This window comes from Flavobacterium sp. ASW18X (assembly GCF_005144745.1).
GTDB lineage: Bacteria > Bacteroidota > Bacteroidia > Flavobacteriales > Flavobacteriaceae > Croceivirga.
In genome coordinates, this window is record NZ_SWKK01000011.1 from 64,771 (window position 1) to 83,327 (window position 18,557).

At 41.7% G+C, this 18,557-nt stretch carries 10 protein-coding genes; 1 reads left to right on the forward strand and 9 read right to left on the reverse strand.

All coding sequences use genetic code 11. The annotated features are described in order from the left end of the window. Positions 1–7 precede the first annotated feature (7 nt). Genes FBT53_RS08520 through FBT53_RS08530 form a run of 3 tightly spaced genes read right to left on the reverse strand, consistent with a single transcriptional unit; the run spans position 8 to position 5,905 of the window. Complete coding sequence (locus FBT53_RS08520; protein WP_136950757.1) at positions 8–1,426, reverse strand: L-fucose/L-arabinose isomerase family protein; 1,419 nt, start codon at positions 1,424–1,426, stop codon at positions 8–10. Positions 1,427–1,440: 14 nt separating this feature from the next. Beyond that, on the reverse strand, positions 1,441–2,667 hold the full coding sequence (locus FBT53_RS08525; protein WP_169630341.1) for a mandelate racemase/muconate lactonizing enzyme family protein: 1,227 nt from the start codon (positions 2,665–2,667) through the stop codon (positions 1,441–1,443). Positions 2,668–2,677: 10 nt separating this feature from the next. Continuing rightward, on the reverse strand, positions 2,678–5,905 hold the full coding sequence (locus FBT53_RS08530) for a family 78 glycoside hydrolase catalytic domain (protein ID WP_136950759.1): 3,228 nt from the start codon (positions 5,903–5,905) through the stop codon (positions 2,678–2,680). A 227-nt stretch (positions 5,906–6,132) separates the two neighbouring features. Between FBT53_RS08530 and FBT53_RS08535 the strand changes: the two genes are divergently transcribed. After that, positions 6,133–7,023, forward strand: a complete 891-nt coding sequence (locus FBT53_RS08535; RefSeq protein ID WP_136950760.1) for an AraC family transcriptional regulator — start codon at positions 6,133–6,135, stop codon at positions 7,021–7,023. Between the two features lie 83 nt (positions 7,024–7,106). Here the strand turns inward: FBT53_RS08535 and FBT53_RS08540 are convergent, their stop codons facing one another. The 6 genes from FBT53_RS08540 to FBT53_RS08565 form a co-directional block, all read right to left on the reverse strand. Beyond that, positions 7,107–7,889, reverse strand: a complete 783-nt coding sequence (locus FBT53_RS08540; RefSeq protein ID WP_136950761.1) for a DUF1961 family protein — start codon at positions 7,887–7,889, stop codon at positions 7,107–7,109. Between the two features lie 21 nt (positions 7,890–7,910). Beyond that, positions 7,911–9,407, reverse strand: coding sequence for a sulfatase (locus FBT53_RS08545; protein WP_136950762.1), 1,497 nt, complete (start codon positions 9,405–9,407; stop codon positions 7,911–7,913). 14 nt (positions 9,408–9,421) lie between these two features. Further along, positions 9,422–11,242, reverse strand: coding sequence for a glycoside hydrolase family 2 protein (locus FBT53_RS08550; RefSeq protein WP_136950763.1), 1,821 nt, complete (start codon positions 11,240–11,242; stop codon positions 9,422–9,424). 54 nt (positions 11,243–11,296) lie between these two features. Continuing rightward, the gene (locus FBT53_RS08555) at positions 11,297–12,637 is read right to left on the reverse strand and encodes a BNR-4 repeat-containing protein (RefSeq protein WP_240729792.1); all 1,341 of its coding nucleotides are present in this window, start codon (positions 12,635–12,637) and stop codon (positions 11,297–11,299) included. A gap of 86 nt (positions 12,638–12,723) precedes the next feature. Further along, positions 12,724–16,128, reverse strand: a complete 3,405-nt coding sequence (locus FBT53_RS08560; protein ID WP_205729035.1) for a glycosyl hydrolase — start codon at positions 16,126–16,128, stop codon at positions 12,724–12,726. 117 nt (positions 16,129–16,245) lie between these two features. Next, positions 16,246–18,555, reverse strand: a complete 2,310-nt coding sequence (locus tag FBT53_RS08565) for a hypothetical protein (RefSeq protein ID WP_136950766.1) — start codon at positions 18,553–18,555, stop codon at positions 16,246–16,248. Between the last annotated feature and the right edge of the window lie 2 nt (positions 18,556–18,557).

Sequence of the window (18,557 nt, forward strand, 5' to 3'; positions counted from 1 at the left end):
TTCTATCTTAACAAATACGAACCACCCTCAAATTCAACAAGTTGCCCAGCTTGTCAATTTTATCCGCGATATGCCCGATGCCTATTGCGCAATGATGCGAAGGCCCCTGTCTGGACCACTCGTTCATAAATTCTCTTGCACCAATGGAAAAACGATATCGACTGTTGGTATTACCAATATGCAATACAGGTCCAGGAACGGATTCCCCTTCGGCTACCAAAAGAAAAATATCATCCTTGCCCTCAACAACCGATAACAGGGTTACCAGACCATGTTTGACCGTCATCTGAATGGATAACCCCTTTCCGGGTTTACCATGATAAACGGGTAAGGGCACCAATTGCACTTTGCCCTCAGCGATGGCAAAATGGGCAGGACCATCGTGACCGAGCATTACGATATCATCATTAAAATCCATCGCATAAAACTCTGAGAACGAACCGCCGACACCAAAGGCATCCATAATTTTCATGGCTTGGGCGTTTTTGACTTCGTACTCACCAGCAACGGGTACATTTTTGCCCGTTAACAGCGTATTTCCTGCAATGACCGAGGTGACAATATCTTCATAATCGTTGCCGCTTTCCCCTTCATAATAATAGGCCATGGAACCCAATTTATGTTGCGCCACAAGCGTATCCAAGGCTATCGAGGTCTTTGCCGCTCGCACCAGTTCTTCCTGTTCGCAGGCAGCAACGACTTCAAAGGTATTTTTAAATTCAGCGATTTTTTCTTCGATTTCCTCATCGGTAACGGCATCACGGTATTTTTTGACCTCGCACATTTCAAGAATCTCTATGTGGGTTCCGAAGGCTGTGGATTGCTTGGTCAAATCGGAATACACATCTAACATGCCGCCATAATAATGTCCCAAAACTCCCAGTCGATTGTTGCGCATCACCTTGGCTACATGTGCAGCATCTATCCAATCTTGTAGTTCCTCCCAGACGCCAGGCTCGTCTAAGTATCCGGTTACAAATTGGTAATCAATTCCTGAGCGATTGAAAACATTGGCCAATTCAGGAACCGAGCAGGCTTGGCAATGGGCCAGCCATTCACCCGTCATTTTTCCCCTATCCCCAAGGGCATTGAAACTTTCGTAATCAATAGCCGCCACAGGTTGAATATTCAAGATAATTATTGGGCATTTTAGCTTTTGTACTGCGGGTAACACCGTTGAGGACAAGGCATAGGTGGAAACATATAAAAATAGCATGTCGATATCCTCTTTTTTGAGCGAAGTTGCTACTTCCCGTGCCGTTTCAGGAGAATCCACCAAGCCTACATTGACCACCTCCGCGCCAAAACCCTGAATTCTTTCCGCAATTTGCTTCTGGTAGCCTTGCAAACGTTCTAATAAACCCTCAAATTGGGGCCAATAGGTATCCAACCCTATTCCGAATAATCCAACTTTAGTTGTATTCATAATTACTTTTTTGGTTAGACCTCAATGTAAAGCCCACATTCATTTTGTAATCGTTCCTCATCCAAAACCAACCCAAAACCAGGGGCTTCCTCCAAGGCATAATAGCCATTGGATAGTTTTTTAGTGGGTGATTTTATAATACAATCCATATACAAGGCGGAGTCTTCTTTTTTCTCAATGGCCTCTACCCAATCGGCGCCAACACCAATGGCCAATTGCTGCCAAGCCGAACAGGCCGGACCTACCAAACTATCGTCCCCCACCATAATTTTGCCTCCAACTTCACGAATTCTATTGGCCAGTAAAGCCGTTTGTTTAAAACTGCCCATGGTAGACGGGTGCATATTGAAAATTCGCCCCATATCGGGCCGAATCGTCTCCATACCCTTCCAAGAAGGGCGCATGGGTTTATCAGGAATTAAAGAGAGTTCACCTACCATCCCTTGCAATGTTGCCCATTGCTCATTGCTCATTTCAGCAGGGTCTTCGATGGCATTTAAACCGTTTTCCTTAAAAACGTTGATGATATCGGCCAATTCTTCCAAAGAATTCCAGTTTTTATAACCACTATTGACATCGGAGATGACCACCGATTCATCCCCCAACACCCCTCGAATGGTCTTCAATAATTTTAGGTCCAGCTCCTGCTCACCGTACATCTTGAATTTGAGATGATGGCCTAGGTTTTGTTCCAGACTTTTTTCTGCTTCTTTGCGCACTTCCTCCTCATCCTTATACAGAATACAATAAAGGCCAGGTACGGCATCACGATAGGGTAAATCAAGCAGTTCGACCACAGGTTTTTCTTGCAAACGTCCTGCAACATCCAAGAGGGCCACATCCATCAATTCCATTTCCTTTAAGGATGTTTTACTATTGGGCACTTGTTGTGATTCCAATAATTTTTGGGCCGATGAAACGGTCAGTCCCTTAAATTGCTTTACATAGTTTACCCAACTGACGGGTTGCAATTCTGGTTCATTTCTGGAGGCGGGAATTTCGGACCAACCGTAAAAGTCTCCTGCAGTTAATTTCATGAACAAATGCTGGCGATTATACCAGGTGCCGAAGGAGAAATATCTTGGGATATTAATGTCGTATCGGTACAACTCAATTTTGGTTATTTTTTCATCCAGTGGTGTTGTTTTGCTTTTATCCAAACAAGAACTCAGTAACGGATAGGTTGCGCCAGCAATTCCGAGAGCTGACACATTTTTAATGAATTTTCTTCTATTATTCATGGAATGCCGATTAAAATATCCTGATTTCTGAAATGGATGGTGGCGCAGAGGCATCTTCAATTAAAACCCGACACTTAGTCGTCGTTGCCTTTTCGAAATTGTGCTTTTTCGTTGCTCCTCTGATGCTGGTAATTGCTACATCCTGCCAAGTACCTTGGTTCCAAATCTGGATTTTATAGTCCTTGATGGCGTTGCCCACCTCATCCACTTCAATCGTGCTAAAGGTTTGGGGTGTAATCCAAGCGACTTCCAAATACTGATTATCTGCTTCCGCGGCTAGCCAGCGGGTTTCATCGTTGGAATCATTGGCCTTAAAGGCCTCAAAACCAGGCAATTTTTCTGTTTCGATATACATGGATGATGCGCTTATTCTCCCCAATTGTGCTAAATTTTCGGTAGTACCCAACGGTGGGGGAAACGATGTTTTTGGCAACTCCTCCACTTCAAAATCATAGCGCCCTGAAACCGCATCAAAAATCACATAGTTACCCACAGCATCGTTGGCTTCCATTCCTGCGAATTGTAAGCCTTCAGCGTTTTCTGCCAGAATTCCATTTTCTTTGATAGCTGCTTTGGAATTCCCGGGCAAGTAAATTTTAGCTGCCGTATTCATAGGAACTTCTATATGAAAAGAAGCACCCTCACCAATTTTTTTCCAATTCACCACCACGCTTCCATACATAGATTCGTAGGCCGTATTTGCAAATTCCAAATCGCTGACCACAGCGGGTTTTATCATCATCTGTTGCATCCCCGGATGTTCTGGTTGCGGTCTGATGCCACCAAAACCTTTGATAAAATAACCCCCAATACCCGTGTAACAGGTATGGATTTGACTGACCCCTACCGCCGACCAACGCTCCGGCCAAACCGTTTTGCCCTGCTCTAAAAAGTAGCCGTAACTGGGGTGGTGCTTATCTTTAAGCAACTCGTAAATAAGGTCCATACGTTCACCGGATTCCAAAAAATAGCGCGTGTACAAGGCCTGCCCAGAGCTTCCGGTATCATAATAAGGGTATTTATACAGGATATTGTCCACCAAATTATCGTAGACTTTTTTCTTTTCAGATTCTGGGGTCACTCCGGCCAATAAGGCAAAGGCCTGATTCACCTGTTGGCCATTTACATATTTTCCTGTTTCAGGGTCATACGACATTTGATGCGTGGCTTTGCGCTGCACTTCAAGTCTATTGGAATAAATAGCCACATCTTCTTCCTTGCCTAAGGCAGATGCGATTTTCACGGCATTATCCAACATATAGGCATAAATACTATTGTTAAAGTGCAAGGCATTGGGAGAGTTGCTGCTCGTCCAAAAATTACCCCGTGGCGTACACCAATCTCCCAATCCGGGGAATGCCCTTGCCCCGCGTTCTCCAGCAATGAGCGGACCTCCATTTTTGTAATCAGAATTCTCGTACATCCACTTCATCCATTTTTGCATGGACTCATAGTTATCCTCAAGCACTTTTTTATCGCCCAACATTTTATAGGTTTCCCAAACGGTCAAGGGATTATTGGCCTTCCACATTAAAAAGGGTCGGTCGTTTTCATTGATGATGGCCCGTATTTGTCCATCAGGTAGTTGGGCATCCCTTGTGTATTGTAGGTATTGGTCCATATAGGCGCCACTCTCAAAATTGGGCAACGCATCACCGTACATCGCAGCGACGGTCACCTCGCCCCAACCCCGACGCTCTCGATGGGGGCAGTCTACCAAAATGCCATCCATGGTATTGGCAATATAGGTGTCCAAATTAACTTGATAAATTTGATTCAGTTGCGAGTTAGACGATTCAAACGAACTGATTTGTTTGCGGTCGTTGGTGACCACATAGCCTTTAATGTCTTTTAGTTTCGGTTCGTATCCAAGGCCGTAAACGGTCACCCAACGACCGCCAGCTACATTGAATCGATTTTCAAATTTGCCTTCACCTGACGCTCCATAAATGTATTTGCTCTTTTGTTTCCAGTTGGAAGTGACCTCTTCTCGGTCGCTGATTTCAAACAAGATGGAATCGCCCTCAACCCCATTGTACAATTCCATCTCAAAAAAACCGGTATAATTTTCCCCCATATCAATTCGGTAAGTGCCGTCTTCATTTTTGGCCACACCAATAGGTTTAACTTCTTTGAATCGTACTTGGGGCTCTACCATTTGAGAACTCAGTTCAGCAGTTATGGGGGTAAATCGCCTATTTTTAAATTTGCCCTTACCAATTAATATATCTTCCAAAACCTCAACATCTTCATTGATTTCATCCAAAGAGGCATTCAATGCTTCATGATTGTAAATACTGGCATTCATCCAGTCACTATCATCGTAGGCAAGCGTATTCCAGTCGTCTTCCTTTTTTCTATCGTCGATGGTTTCGCCACCAAAATCCAAAATATCCCAATCGCCATAATATTCACTATGGCTCTTTTTGCATTTCCAAGTTTCATCCGTTCCTAGCACCAAGGCATCGTTTGGGGTCTTTATTTCAGCTTGGGCCTTGAACACAAAAGGCGGATTTCTGTATTCCGTAATCCTATCCCACCTTGACCAGCCGGCGGCATGCCAAACTGCAATGACGTTTTTTCCTTCTTGAAGTACATCTGCTATATCATAGGTCAAATACGGAATCCGTTTTTTCATGTAGGAGGAAACAGGATTCATCACATTTTCAGTAATCTTCTCACCATTTACATAAAGTTCATGGTAGCCAAAAGAGCCTACATAGACAAAGGCTGATTCCGCCTCTTCTGAAAGTTCAAAGGTTTTTCGGTACCAGTTATGGTCTATTTTCTTTTGGTCTTTCTTGTGTATCCATTCGCCTTTCCAGTCTGCAGCTTGTAGGAGTCCCATCGAAAAATGGGCAACCTCGCTCCAATCCGAAGTCTGACCTTTTGCATCCCAAATCTTAACCTTCCAGAAATACTTTTTACTCGATGCCAGTTCCTCTCCTCTATACCGTACATTTACCGATTGGTCTTCCATCACTTTTCCAGAATCCCAAACCAAGGCCTTTTCATCCTCAAAATCCGTTGACAGTAAAATTTGATAAGCCGTTTGTTTTTCACCCCTGGCAAAATTGTCCTTTAATAGTTTCCAGCTAAATCGAGGTGTGGTATTATCAACCCCCAAAGGATTCTCACGGTACTCACATCTTAAATCTGCAACGGCAACCCCAGACTCAGAGGTGCAACTGCCCAGAATCATCAATAGTATGAGATAAGAGAATTTCAAAGTTTTCATGTCGTCTAGGATTGAAAGTTATTTACTTTATCGAATACTGATAGCATATTCTGTTTCTTTATTTTAAGGTTGTGTTCGATTTCTTAATTGACAAACTAATCACATTATGAGGGATGATTTAAATTTTTTACAATAAATCCGCCCTTTATTTCCATATTTCCTACAATTTCTAGAAATATAAAACCAATACCAATTGACAATTTGATATTTTTATTGCACAAAATGATATGAAAAATAGCTATAAAAAATATTTGATGGTCTTTGATCGGGACAAGGCATGGGGATTCTACATCAACAATTTGGGACGGACCGAAATCCCAGCATACTCCAATTACCCAAGTACAGACCACCCCGATTCTTATATGTTTGCTTGGGAAAACGGCCGGGTTTTAGACGAATTCCATTTGGTGTTGATTACCCAAGGCGAAGGAGAATTTGAAAGTAGACCTACAGGAAAAATTAGGCTTATGGATGGAGATGTATTCTTGCTCTTTCCTGGAGTTTGGCACCGTTATAAGCCAAAGAAAAATAAAGGCTGGACAGAACGATGGATAGGATTTTCCGGAACTATAGCTAAGCAGTTCATTACCAATGGATTTTTTAGCCCGGAAGATCCTATAATTTCCAACGCTAACCAAGCTCAAATTTTAACCCTATTTGATAGGCTCTTTTTGCTATTTGAAAGGGAAGACTTTGGTTTTCAACGAACAGCCTCCGCCCTCTGTTTACAGCTCATGGCCGAATTATATAATCTAAAGACAGGGGGATCAAACATAGCGGACATGAACACTATGATTAACCGAGTAAAGTCCATTATGTACAATCGTATTGATTCCAATATTGAGCTTAAAGAAATTGCCAAGCAGTTAGGGGTAAGCTATTCTAAGTTTCGATTGGATTTCAAGAAACAGACCGGAGTATCCCCTCTACAATATTTTTTAAGTTTAAAGATTGAAAAGGCAAAAGAACTTCTCTTAGCCACCAACAAAACCCAAAAGGAAATAGCCTTTGAGTTGGGCTTTGAAAGTGATTTTTATTTTAACCGGATTTTTAAAAAAAAAACGGGAATGTCTCCAGGTAAATATCGAACTAATACAAAAGTCAAAGGCTTATTTTAGTGAATTTGAAGCGATGGTACTAAAATCTTGATTACAAGATAAACCACGTGGTTAATAAAATTTTTAGTAAATCTTTGCAGTAATTACTTCGTGTAAATCTTGAAATTACTGTATCGCGCAGAACGGGTATACATATGCCGAAGTCCTATTCTGCCGATATTAATGGGCGCTATATCAGAAATATCCCATTCAAAATATTGTTCCTTTCCATCATGCTCCATTTTAAAACTAAGTTTTTCAGTAGTTTTGATGGCCGTAATGTGATAGGTCTTGCCAGTTTCAAAAAAACCCTGCATATCATAAGACGGAGCAATTTGGGTGTTCTTGAAGGATTGATCTTCCATCTTGGGATATCTTCTTGCCCTTACGTAATGAAAACCATCCCCGGTGTTTCCAAAAGCCGCAAAACTGATATGAAATACATCCAAATTCTCAAAATATTTACGCATCGCCGGTACTTCTCGCTTGTTTTTCCATTGATAAATATCTTCTACATAATCACCTTCCCCATCACCGGTAGCTTGTATATATAGGATATTCACGTATTTATTGGCCGTATCCGTCCTGGTGTAATCGAACTTTATTTTTAAATCCCCGGAATAGGATTCTTTGGTCCATAAAACGGCATGGTGCGCATCATTTTCAGCCTCGGGTCCCGCTTTAAAATGCATTCCGCTATCGGAGTTTTCCACGCTGGCTTTAAGACCGTCCAAAAACCAAAGTTTTGACCAATCTTTGGTACAGTCATCATAAAATGTCAAATTCCATTCTCCACGATTACTAGCTTTTTCCGAGACCAACGCTTGGTTGTTTTTACAGCTCATCACAACAACCATTACCGCGATACAGATGAGGATTGCTTTCATTAAACCCAATTCTAAATTGGTTTATTTATTTAAACTTGTTCTCGCTTTTTGCTCTACAAAATAAGGCTGGAATTTATACATGGATTTTTCATCCCATTGGGCATTGTGATCAGGTAGCAGCTTCTTCAATTCTTTGATTTTGTCATTATATTCATCGTTACCTGCAACATTTTCCCATTCATTGGGGTCTTTGCTATGGTCGTACAACTCTTCTGTACCATCCTCATACTGAATATATCTAAATTGATGGGTTCGTACCGCATGATTGTTCATACCATAGGTTGTTAAGGCATAAGATTCCTCAACGTCTGCATCTTTATTCATCATTGGAACTAAGCTTTTACCTTCATTTCTATCATATGCGGTAAGCCCACTTAACTCTAAAAGTGTTGGGTAAATAGATAACATTTCTACAGGAAGGTCTATCTTCTTCCCTTTAGGCAAATTTGGGGCTGCAAAAATTAGAGGTGCTTTAGTAGCCGTCTCCCACAAACCATGTTTTGCAAAGGTTTCTTTTTCTCCTAAACGGTATCCATGGTCAGACCATAATACTATAATTGTATTATCAGCATAATTACTACTTTCCAAGGCATCTAAAACACGACCTAATTCATTATCTACATAACTTATACAAGCTAAATATGCCTGAACAATTTTTTTCCAATTACCAGTTTCCTTGGCCCATTGGGTAGTTGGCATCATGGGCAAATCGTTTATCTGCAAGCCCACATCAGGAATATCATTTAAATCGTCTGCTCGGTAGGGCGGTGTTTCAATGGCTTCCAATGGATATAAATCAAACCACTTTTGAGGTACATATAAAGGCACATGAACCCGTAAAAACCCTAGTCCTAAAAAGAAGGGTTTATCATAATCTCTTTGTAAGCGCTCAATGGCCCAATTGGCAGAATCATGGTCTGGCATCAAAGTATCATTCTCTGGAAAAGCACCCCAATCTGTACTTGTTCTGCCATGAACACCTTTGATACCTTTTCCAAATCCATCCCAAACAAATCGCTTTTCAGGTACCGGACCAAAGCCTGGCACCCTACCACCAGATTCGTGAAACATACTATCGGGCGCATGGTTATGGAATAACTTCCCTATACCCATGGTATGGTATCCATTATTTCCAAAATATTCTGGCAAAAAGGTGATGTCCTTAGTAGCAGGATTTCCTAGTCTTCGAATCTCATTATCGTCAATCATTCCGTAAATACCAGTATTTGATGGCCGTAGACCCGTCATAATCGATGCTCTAGAAGGACCACAAAGTGGCGCCTGTACATGAGCATTGGTAAAGGTTACGCCCATTTTGGCCAGCCTATCAAAATTGGGTGTTTTTATATTTGAAAAGTTGTCGATTGGCCCAATCATGTTGTTCAAGTCATCCACTGAAATAAATAATATATTGGGCTTTGAAGGTTCTTCGGAAATCCCCAACCCCCGTGAAGGTTTGGTTTTACAAGAGCTTATCAAAAAACCAAAAACGGCTAGTATTACAAGTTTCTTTTTCATGTTTCTCCTCTGGGTTATTCGATGTTTTTATAAAATTCCTTTAAGGTGTAAAAGGCTTTTTTTTTGTTTCCCGTTTCTGATATCAAACCTTTTCTGTTCCATCCATCTTGGTAGGGAAGCAAGGTTCTTCTGGGCGACCTGAAATCGACCAAGGTCCAGGGTGTAATGCCGCTTATTCCAGGAATCTTGGCCAAGGTCGGTAAGGTCTCTTCATATAATAATTCCTGAAATTCCTCACTCCAACGCGTCATATTATCGGCATGATAGCCCTGAAGGGCACCCGCCCCAAACTCTGAAATGATGACGGGTTTATCGATATCTATTTCCCAACGGATGTTTTTGATATTGTCTATTTCCCCGCCGTACCAGCCGTAATATTGATTAAAACTCAACACATCCACAACCTCCGCAAATTCATCTTCAACAATCATGATATTTTGGTCCTCCTTCTTGCCATGGTCCTCCAAAGCCGCACTGATCAAGCGAGTGTCATCCAATGCTCTAGCCTTAGTTGCCAATTTGGTCAAAAAGGTCAATCGCTCCTTAGAAGTAGGCGTTTCGTTGGCCATGGACCAAATAATGGAACTGGCCCGATTTTTATCGCGTTGTATCAGCTCAGTCAACTGTGTTTCGGCCTTTTGGTAGGTTTCGGCATTCGTCCATTGAATGGTCCAATAGACGGGAATTTCCTCCCAGACCAAAATGCCCATTTGGTCCGCTAAACGAATCATGTTTTCGTTATGGGGATAGTGCGCCAAACGCACATAATTACAACCCAATTCTTTGGCCCAACCCAACAATACCTTGGCATCTTCCATGGACCATGCCCTACCACCTCGCATCACGTTTTCTTCATGGATGGAAATACCTTTCAGGAAAATCTTTTTACCATTTAATAAAATCTCCTTGCCTTTTGTTTCTATGGTTCTAAAGCCGATTTTATCGGTTACTTTATCTTTTGCAATAGCAATAGTTACCTCGTATAATTTTGGATTGGTATCACTCCAATAGGTAACACGTTTTACAGGAAATCTCACGCTAACGAATCCGTTTTTATCTGTTAAAAAGGATTTATTTATTTTCAGTTCTGGAATCGTGATGTTTACATTTTGAGCTCCTTTATCCACACCATTTAATTGAATGTATCCAGAAACTTCATCGTTCTTATTTTTGGTCAGTTGAATCTTATAATCCTCAATAAACGTGGCTTCCAGTCCATAAATGGTGACATCCCTGGTGATGCCCCCGTAATTCCACCAATCGGTGCTCAAGGTTGGCACTTCATCTGTCGCACGTTTGTTATCGACCTTAACGATTAAAAAGTTGTCTTTTTCCTGTAAAAGGTGCGTCATTTCAAAATTGAAAGGTGTAAAACCACCCACATGCGCACCTAGTTTCTTGCCATTCAAATAGACGTCTGCCCTATAGTTTACTGCACCAAAATGCACATAATACCGTTTGGAGGCATCATAGTTTTCTACATTAAAGGACTTTTTGTACCAAACCGTTCCTTCGTAATAAAACAGCTTTTCTTTTTGTGAATTCCAATCACCGGGAACGTTCATGGTAGGCGCTGCATCAAAATCGTACTCGATCCTATCGGTTTTATTTTTTGGTTTTTTATTTAAAAAGAAAGCACTGGAACCAGGATTTTCGGTGCCATCGTGAGGTTCCATTCTATAATTAAAGTACCCACTTTCATACACATCCACAATGTAGTGCCACCTTCCATTCAAGCTTTGTCCGTTTCTTAAGTAATTGTTCTGCAATAAAGGTTGATTGGCCCATGTGCAAATGGTAATGAACAGGATGTTTAGGCTTATTATAAATTTCATTTAATTCTAAATTATATTAATAGTGGTAAATACAGTTAACATAAAATAACGGCATTATTTTATTGATTTTTCCAGTACGTTTGCCTCTTTCTTAACTCTTGGTATAGGGCCATTATCCCCCAACAAATACATTTTTCTATAATCGGTACCCGGTTTTCTTTCAGCCACTATCAGTCTTGCGTCGGGGTGCGGGTTTTCAATTAAGGCCGAAATGGCAAAATTGGCGTTGGGCTTTGTTAATAGAATTTTGGTTTTTTGAAAGGTTTCACCGTTCACACCGCCATCCCATAGGGCGACTTCCCCTGTTCCCCCAGCAATTTGTTCGGCGAGATAAAATTGTATTTCATTAGAAGGGGTCAGTTCCATATCCCCATTACCAACGGGTAAACCTGAATCTTGAGCTTGAATCCATTCCTTGCCATTCCATTTGAAATATCCCATTCGTTTAGGGCCACTGGTATTTTTGCCAACATCCGGCCCCATCGTCATGCCAATATGCGGATTTCCATTGGCGTCAACCTTAGCTGTACCTTGAAAGGTCCAATCTTTACCGGTATTGGCCACCAAAGTTTTTTCGTCTGCCACCTCTTTCGTCAATGGTATGGGTAGCCGTTCATTCCTTACATTTTTCCATTCCCCTGTTTTGGTGTTAAACACCATATAATACACATTATGCCTTTCCGGAATATGCCCACGCTCGTCTTGTGTGTTATTTCTATCCCTACAAATATGATAATCGAATGCGACGATGAGGTCATCGCCAAGTCCCCGGGTCACCCATGGATACCAGGAATCTTCTGCTTCAATATCCGTTCTTCTTTTATGCTTTAGAAATGAAACGGGTTCAGAAAAGGTGCGCCCGTGGTCGGTTGATAGTTGATATACCCAATTACTGCGATGCGCCCCGTGACGGTAAAACAAATAGATATTCCCATTGTCCATTTTAATCCATTGATTATAGGTGCCAAAGGGCGAAATGTTATCCAAGGTTTCCCAGTTGGATATATCCAATGGCTTTTTAGATACCGCATGTAGATTTTTACCATAATGATGGTTTCCCAAAAGATTCTCGCCGTGTTTCCTCATACCACCATGACCTCCAAAAGCAATGTGGATATAGCCCTCGTCATCAATAAGTATTGAAGGTTTACCATGATTGTCTATTTTTTTCTTACGGGTAGGGTCTTTCCCCATTTCACTTACTCCTGCTTTAAATGGGCCTTTCCACTCTTTGGTTTCATGATTATAGGATGCTACATAAGGGTCTTCCTTAGGGCCTTGATAACAAACGTAGGTGATGCCATCATGGTAAATACCCGCCGGATGTTGCACCACGGCAACAGCGTTACCGTAGCCATTATCGGCAAAAAAATCGACCATTTCATTTTGCTTCACAACCGAAGCAATTTTTTTACCCTGACCTTTACAGGAAAAAGCGATGATCATTAAGGCAAGGGCTCCCACAAGATATTTGGTCTTTATCATTTCAATCTTATTTTTTGGTACGTTCTTAGGGTTACTGGGCCCAATAGTCCCGATGGCAGTAACGGACTATCTACATCCCAATGCTTCCATGATGCAAAAGTGGTACGTTCAGAGGGTCGTTCTGTATTATTTAATAACCAATCAGGCACCTGTTTCGGTCGCTTTCCTTGGAGTTCATAGTCCAAATCAAAGCGTTCGTCACCTATTAAACGGTTTGGCCAGAGGTTAGTCACTTTTACCTCAAGAGTATTTGAACCTGTTTTGACGTAATCGGTAATATCGGTTCTAAATTGAGCTTTCCATAGGGTTCTTACTGTTTTGCCATTTACCAAAACTTCGGCTATCACAGCCACACTTCCTAAATCCAGTTCTAACTGCTTGTCCTTCTGAAGCAAGTCAGCGGTTAGTTCAAAGGTTTTTTTATAGGTGGCTGTTCCCGAGAAATATTTTAGGTCTTTATGAGGATGATTGGACCATGAGGTAAGCGAATCGAATTTTACGGTTTTTGATGTTTCATTTTTACCTGGGAAGGTAACCTCCCAACCACCTGACAAATCTAAAGGACCCGGTATTGATGTAACTCGTTTACGTTCTACCGCTCCCGATACGCTGGTGTATTCGATATCTCCAGCATAAGGTGTTACCCAATGCATGGCATCATTTCTATACACTAGTCCTGGTTTAGGGATAGCTCTTGATAAGTCTAAAAACTGTCCTTTTGGAATGGTCAACGAGCAATCTTCACCTTCCGTGATGTACGTTATTTTTAAAACCGTATTTGGACTTTCTAAACCTTTGTTTTCAATTAAGGCATCGGCCACTGGTATTTTATAATTTCCTTTTGCTACTCGGTCGATAATTTTATCGGTAACATCTAAAGTTTTATAGGCCTGTGGCACCCCTTTGGTTTCCGCTTTAAATTTTCCGAAAACCGCCTTTAAAACTTTTAGCTCCTTATTTCCAGCACCTATTTTTATATGCTCGCGTTCTTCGGCATACAATTCCTTTTCAACACCACCTAAGCTATAGGCCATTCTAAACGCTTTTTTATATCCCATGGCAGGGTCACAATCGCAAAACGCACGGGTCATTTTAAAATCGAGAACTCCATCCTTAACGGCATCGGCTACTTTTTCGGTAATATCTACCAGTCCTTCTTGCAGAAACGTACCGTATTCTGCCTTCACAATTTTTAAATCTGGAAGTGGTACAGCTTCGGGTTGTTCTAGCCTCTCAACAACTTCTGTCAAATGCCTTTGTTTTATTGGCTTTTTGAAAATAACAAATACCGACGCTTCTGCATCCAATGTTAAGGATACACTAGTTGTGCCGTCGTCATTTTCTTTAAAAACTACAGCGTCTGTGATTGTACCCGTTTCGGCATTCCAGAATTCGGGTTGCTTGCCCGTTACTCGAAAGCGGGCTGTTATCTCTCTGGCTTCTTTGCTAGCATTGGCTACAAAATAGATATCAGCCCCATCTGTTTTTCTATGGATAAAACTGATATCCGAAGCATCATTACTTTCAATTTTAAAATCTGGTGTTGTATTGCTTAATGCTTCTTCAATACTCGTATCTTGAACTAGACCCTTTCCCCATATCTCATCCACAAACGCTTTAACCGCTTCATCACAGGCAGGATAATTGCTTAAACTAGGGGATTGCCTGGGTTGATATCCAATCACTTTTGCCCCACCATCGACCAATTCTTTTACTTTTTCCAAGGTCTCAGGTTGAATAAAATCGGATTCTGGTAAGACCAAAAGTTGATAGGCATTTCCAACGGAGGAATACATTGTTCCGTCCTTTACAGTTACATCTTTCAATTTGTTGGCACCGATTAAATCGTAATCAAAACCCATGGCCCGAATTATAGGTTTAATAAACCCGGTGTTTGGTGATGATTCTCCGGTAAAAACCAACACATCGGCTACATTTTTACCCTGTTGTAAGAGGTACTGCGAACGTGCGATATACTCCATATAGGCTTTGCTTTGCGGCCACCAGGTGTTAAATCGGTTAAAATCGAATCCGTGATAACTTAAGGCCAAGCCCGGAGCAACATCCCAAGGCTGATGTACGTAGGTATGAAAAATGAATCGGGTGATGCCTTCTGTCCAGGCTCGATCCCCAATCGTTTTTAAATCTGCTGGGTGTTTGTCCCAGCCTCCAATACCCGTAAATGACTCCGCTCCTACGATGGAACTTCCATTTAAATGCGCTATGGACGACACGAATTTTGGAGAATCAAAAAACGGATAGCCACCGCTCCAAAACTCACACATGACAATATCACCTGTAGCACCCACTTGCATATTATCAAATGGGCCCCAGTAGGGTTCTACTGAAAATTTCAACTTGTTTTTATGACACAATGCTGCAAAATGTGCATAGTAGTTTTTGGCTATTAAATCGCCTACAGTTCTTCTGAAATCCCAAAGAAAACGCTCAGATACTTCACCACTTTCCACATAATAACCTGCTAACGTTGGTAAATATGGAGTTACATCATATCCTCTTAAACCTTCAAACTGGGTATCAAACCCTACTGTCCAGTTGGTGGTTTCTACCTCATAGCTATCAATCAGGCAATTGTTTACGGTAGTACCTACCAAATCGCCCAACTTATCGAGTATGGGTTGTACCCCTGCTGCCCAATAAGCATCAAGCGCCTTGGTACTCATTTTATCCACTTCCAAACCTTTGGCCTCTGGCGGTGCTGGGCGGTTGGTTGTGCCAATGGGGGTATGCCCCAATCGTAGAATAATCCATTCGCCTTCAGGAACAGTCCATTCCAGGCTCCCGTCTTCAGAAAGCTTAGAAGTGATGTCGATAATTGATGCCGTGGGGATAATAGCATCTTTTGAAATCGCTTTAGGGTCAGGTAGTAAATGATTCCGGATGCGTTCGGATAACATTTTATAATCCAAACCCTCAATTTGCTGATCTTGCCTTGGTTTTGGAAAGGCCAAAACGGCTATGTCTTTATAGTAGTCGAATTTGGTTTCTGGCCGTGGTAATTTTTGTGCTATTGTTTTTCCACCGACAACTTCAAGTTTGCTAAAAACCACCGTTTGCATGGCATGTTCTTCGGTAACCCATGGCCCTCCGGAAGACGACCAGCCCGGGCCGTTGTGAAAGGCCAGTTCCAGTCCTAAACGCTTGGCTTCTTGTGCCGAAAAATGAAACAAATCCAACCACGCCTCGCTAAGATACTTCACAGGTCCCTGCGGGAATCCCAAGTGCACATTAAACAATTGTGCTTCTTGAATACCAACCGCTTTCATGGCCTCTAAATCTTTGGTGATGCCCGCTTTAGATACGTTGCCACTAATCCAATGCCACCAAGTACGTGCTTTGGCTTGATTTGGTGGGTTTTGGAAACCTTCCTCTAACTTCAAGGAATTCAATTGTGCATGAGTCACCCATGAAAAGCAAATGGAGAAAAGACAGACAAGAATGTGAAAGTTGATCTTCATCTGAAAATACAGTTGGATATGGATGCCATTAATAGCATGTTAAGGTATTATCTCAAGGTTATCAAAACGGTTTCCATCATAAGAACTGGCGAGCATGACATATCCATTTTTCTCTTGATACGATGTCTTCATTACTCGCTGTCCGTCAACAAAAGCTTCAATCGCTTTCCCATTGAATTTCAACTGGAGTTTGTGCCACATTTTTGGGTCAAAATTGGCGATGGAACCATTTTGAAGTGTCTCTTGATCAAACAACATTTTCCAATCACCTTCTTTGGTCACTTGAAAACGATAGCCCTTCAAATAACTACCCGTGACCCTTCCACCAATTTCCACATCACCGCCTTCGATAAATACATCTACACTACAGGTATAATTTTTCCAAGTGGCATCTCCAATTAAGGTATTGGGCTTTATATTGGAACGTCGGTATACGCGCATCCAATCGTAACCCTGTTCAGGGACAATTTGTTTTAAGCATTGTGTCCCGTCTTCTTTAAGGGCGATTTCAAAACTGCCTGTTTGATCCGAATGGTATTTGGGCAAATCCCCAACTTTTCGGTCCTCATAACCTTCCTTATAGGGAAAAGGAAAAGACGTTTTGTCCGGAATTTCGTAACTCCCTTTTTGCTGTCCAGAGGTAGTTGTTAAGGAATAGATGCTTTGTGCATCCAAAGAAAGCCTAATGGTACCATTTTTAGGATAAATAGGTTCTTGTCCTATGAATTGTTCTTCCTTATTGGATTTCCAAATATTGATTTTACCGTTGGAGAGATTTTCCGCTATCTTGATTTCCACTTCTTCCTTGTTTTCGGTGCATAAGATCAGGCTCCAATCCGTTCCATTGGTTTCTTTAAGTGCAACGGCACTTCCTTTGTAGGTATCGCTATCAAAAAGACCACAGGCATCATCTAGATACCTCCAATTATGGGGTTCTGCAAATTGAGTGGTATGGGCAGTGGCCCAGATGGTTGGCCAAACTTCATAGTATCCGCTCCAGGGACTATTGGCTTTCATTGCCCCAGCCTTATCCCAGGTAACCGTTTCGTAGATAGATCCAATTGGAGCCCATATTAAGGTCTTCGTAATTCTATCCCTGATATAGAATTTATTGTACATACGCGCTAAATTCAACGCTCCAGCACCTCCCCAATCTTTGCCCGTCCAGCTCCAATCTTCACTGGCCCATAATGGTTTGCCAGTGTTTTTGGCTTTATCAGTAGTTGGCCGTCCTCGACCATCTACCATATTTTCATTGAATTCACGACCGGTGACATAATGATAACCAACGGCCTCCACTACATCATCAAAGGCTTTGTCGTTTTCAAATTCATTAAATATTTTCCAGTCACCACTATTGTCATCAGGCCCTTGTATTTTTACATTTTCATATCCACGGGCATTCAGTAATGGCCGAACATCATTGACCAACCAATCCCTATTCGTATAATTCTCATTTTCCGCGGCCGCCACCCAATCTATATCCAACTGCCATTGTTTTTTCGCGACATCTAGAAATGTAACAAAATACTCCGCAGATTCTTTGTTGAAAATGTTGGGCTTTAGATAAGCGGGAAAGCTCCATGGTAGGTATTCCAGAATCATATCCGGATTTCGATTTTTAGCCTCTTTCATCAACCAGAACTCATAACCTCTTGAAACGGGATGCTGTAGCTCTTCGCGGGTGATGGCATGGGATGGTTCTGAACCGCAGGTTGAATTCTCACCTCCACCCATTTCCACTTTTAAATGTTGAAAACCCGCTCCAAATTTTGGTTTGAATAAGAAATCTAAAATCTGACTTCTTGTGGGATCCTCATAATCATATAATAAATCAGTGGAAGCGCCTGCGCTTACCCCTCCAATTCCTTCAAAAACCCTTCCTTTATCATCCCCATTCAGGGCTATTTTAACAACACCTTGTTCTTGATCAAAAACATGAGGTTTGAACGGGGTTTCAGGGTTTTCGATTTCAACCATCTCAAACCATGCCGGTTCGCTGTGCGTAACACCACGATTATTGCCCCAGGCCGTAACCATCCAATAAATACGCTGACCGGATTTTAAAGGCTCACCACAATATTCGAAGGGGCCGGTTTCTGAAGTACTGGTTGGGCCAGTATCCCAAATATCCGGGTACTGGAGTTTTTCAATAGAAGTGGCCATCATGATGCGATAGCCCCCTTGTTCGGTACTGTTCCCACCTGGAACAAACGTCCAACTAAAATGGGGTCTGGCATTTGTTATGCCCGATGGATTTATTTGATTCTCGCACTTCAAATTTTTGATTTCATGGGCATTTACCCAAAATCCGATAAATACGATTAAAATAAGTAGCCGTGTTCTCATAG

What these genes read in the sequence shown, in the direction of transcription:
- FBT53_RS08520 (WP_136950757.1), bottom strand. Translation starts at nt 1,426, where the DNA reads ATGAATACAACTAAAGTTGGATTATTCGGAATAGGGTTGGATACCTAT.
- FBT53_RS08525 (WP_169630341.1), bottom strand. Translation starts at nt 2,667, where the DNA reads ATGAATAATAGAAGAAAATTCATTAAAAATGTGTCAGCTCTCGGAATT.
- FBT53_RS08530 (WP_136950759.1), bottom strand. Translation starts at nt 5,905, where the DNA reads ATGAAAACTTTGAAATTCTCTTATCTCATACTATTGATGATTCTGGGC.
- FBT53_RS08535 (WP_136950760.1), top strand. Translation starts at nt 6,133, where the DNA reads ATGAAAAATAGCTATAAAAAATATTTGATGGTCTTTGATCGGGACAAG.
- FBT53_RS08540 (WP_136950761.1), bottom strand. Translation starts at nt 7,889, where the DNA reads ATGAAAGCAATCCTCATCTGTATCGCGGTAATGGTTGTTGTGATGAGC.
- FBT53_RS08545 (WP_136950762.1), bottom strand. Translation starts at nt 9,407, where the DNA reads ATGAAAAAGAAACTTGTAATACTAGCCGTTTTTGGTTTTTTGATAAGC.
- FBT53_RS08550 (WP_136950763.1), bottom strand. Translation starts at nt 11,242, where the DNA reads ATGAAATTTATAATAAGCCTAAACATCCTGTTCATTACCATTTGCACA.
- FBT53_RS08565 (WP_136950766.1), bottom strand. Translation starts at nt 18,555, where the DNA reads ATGAGAACACGGCTACTTATTTTAATCGTATTTATCGGATTTTGGGTA.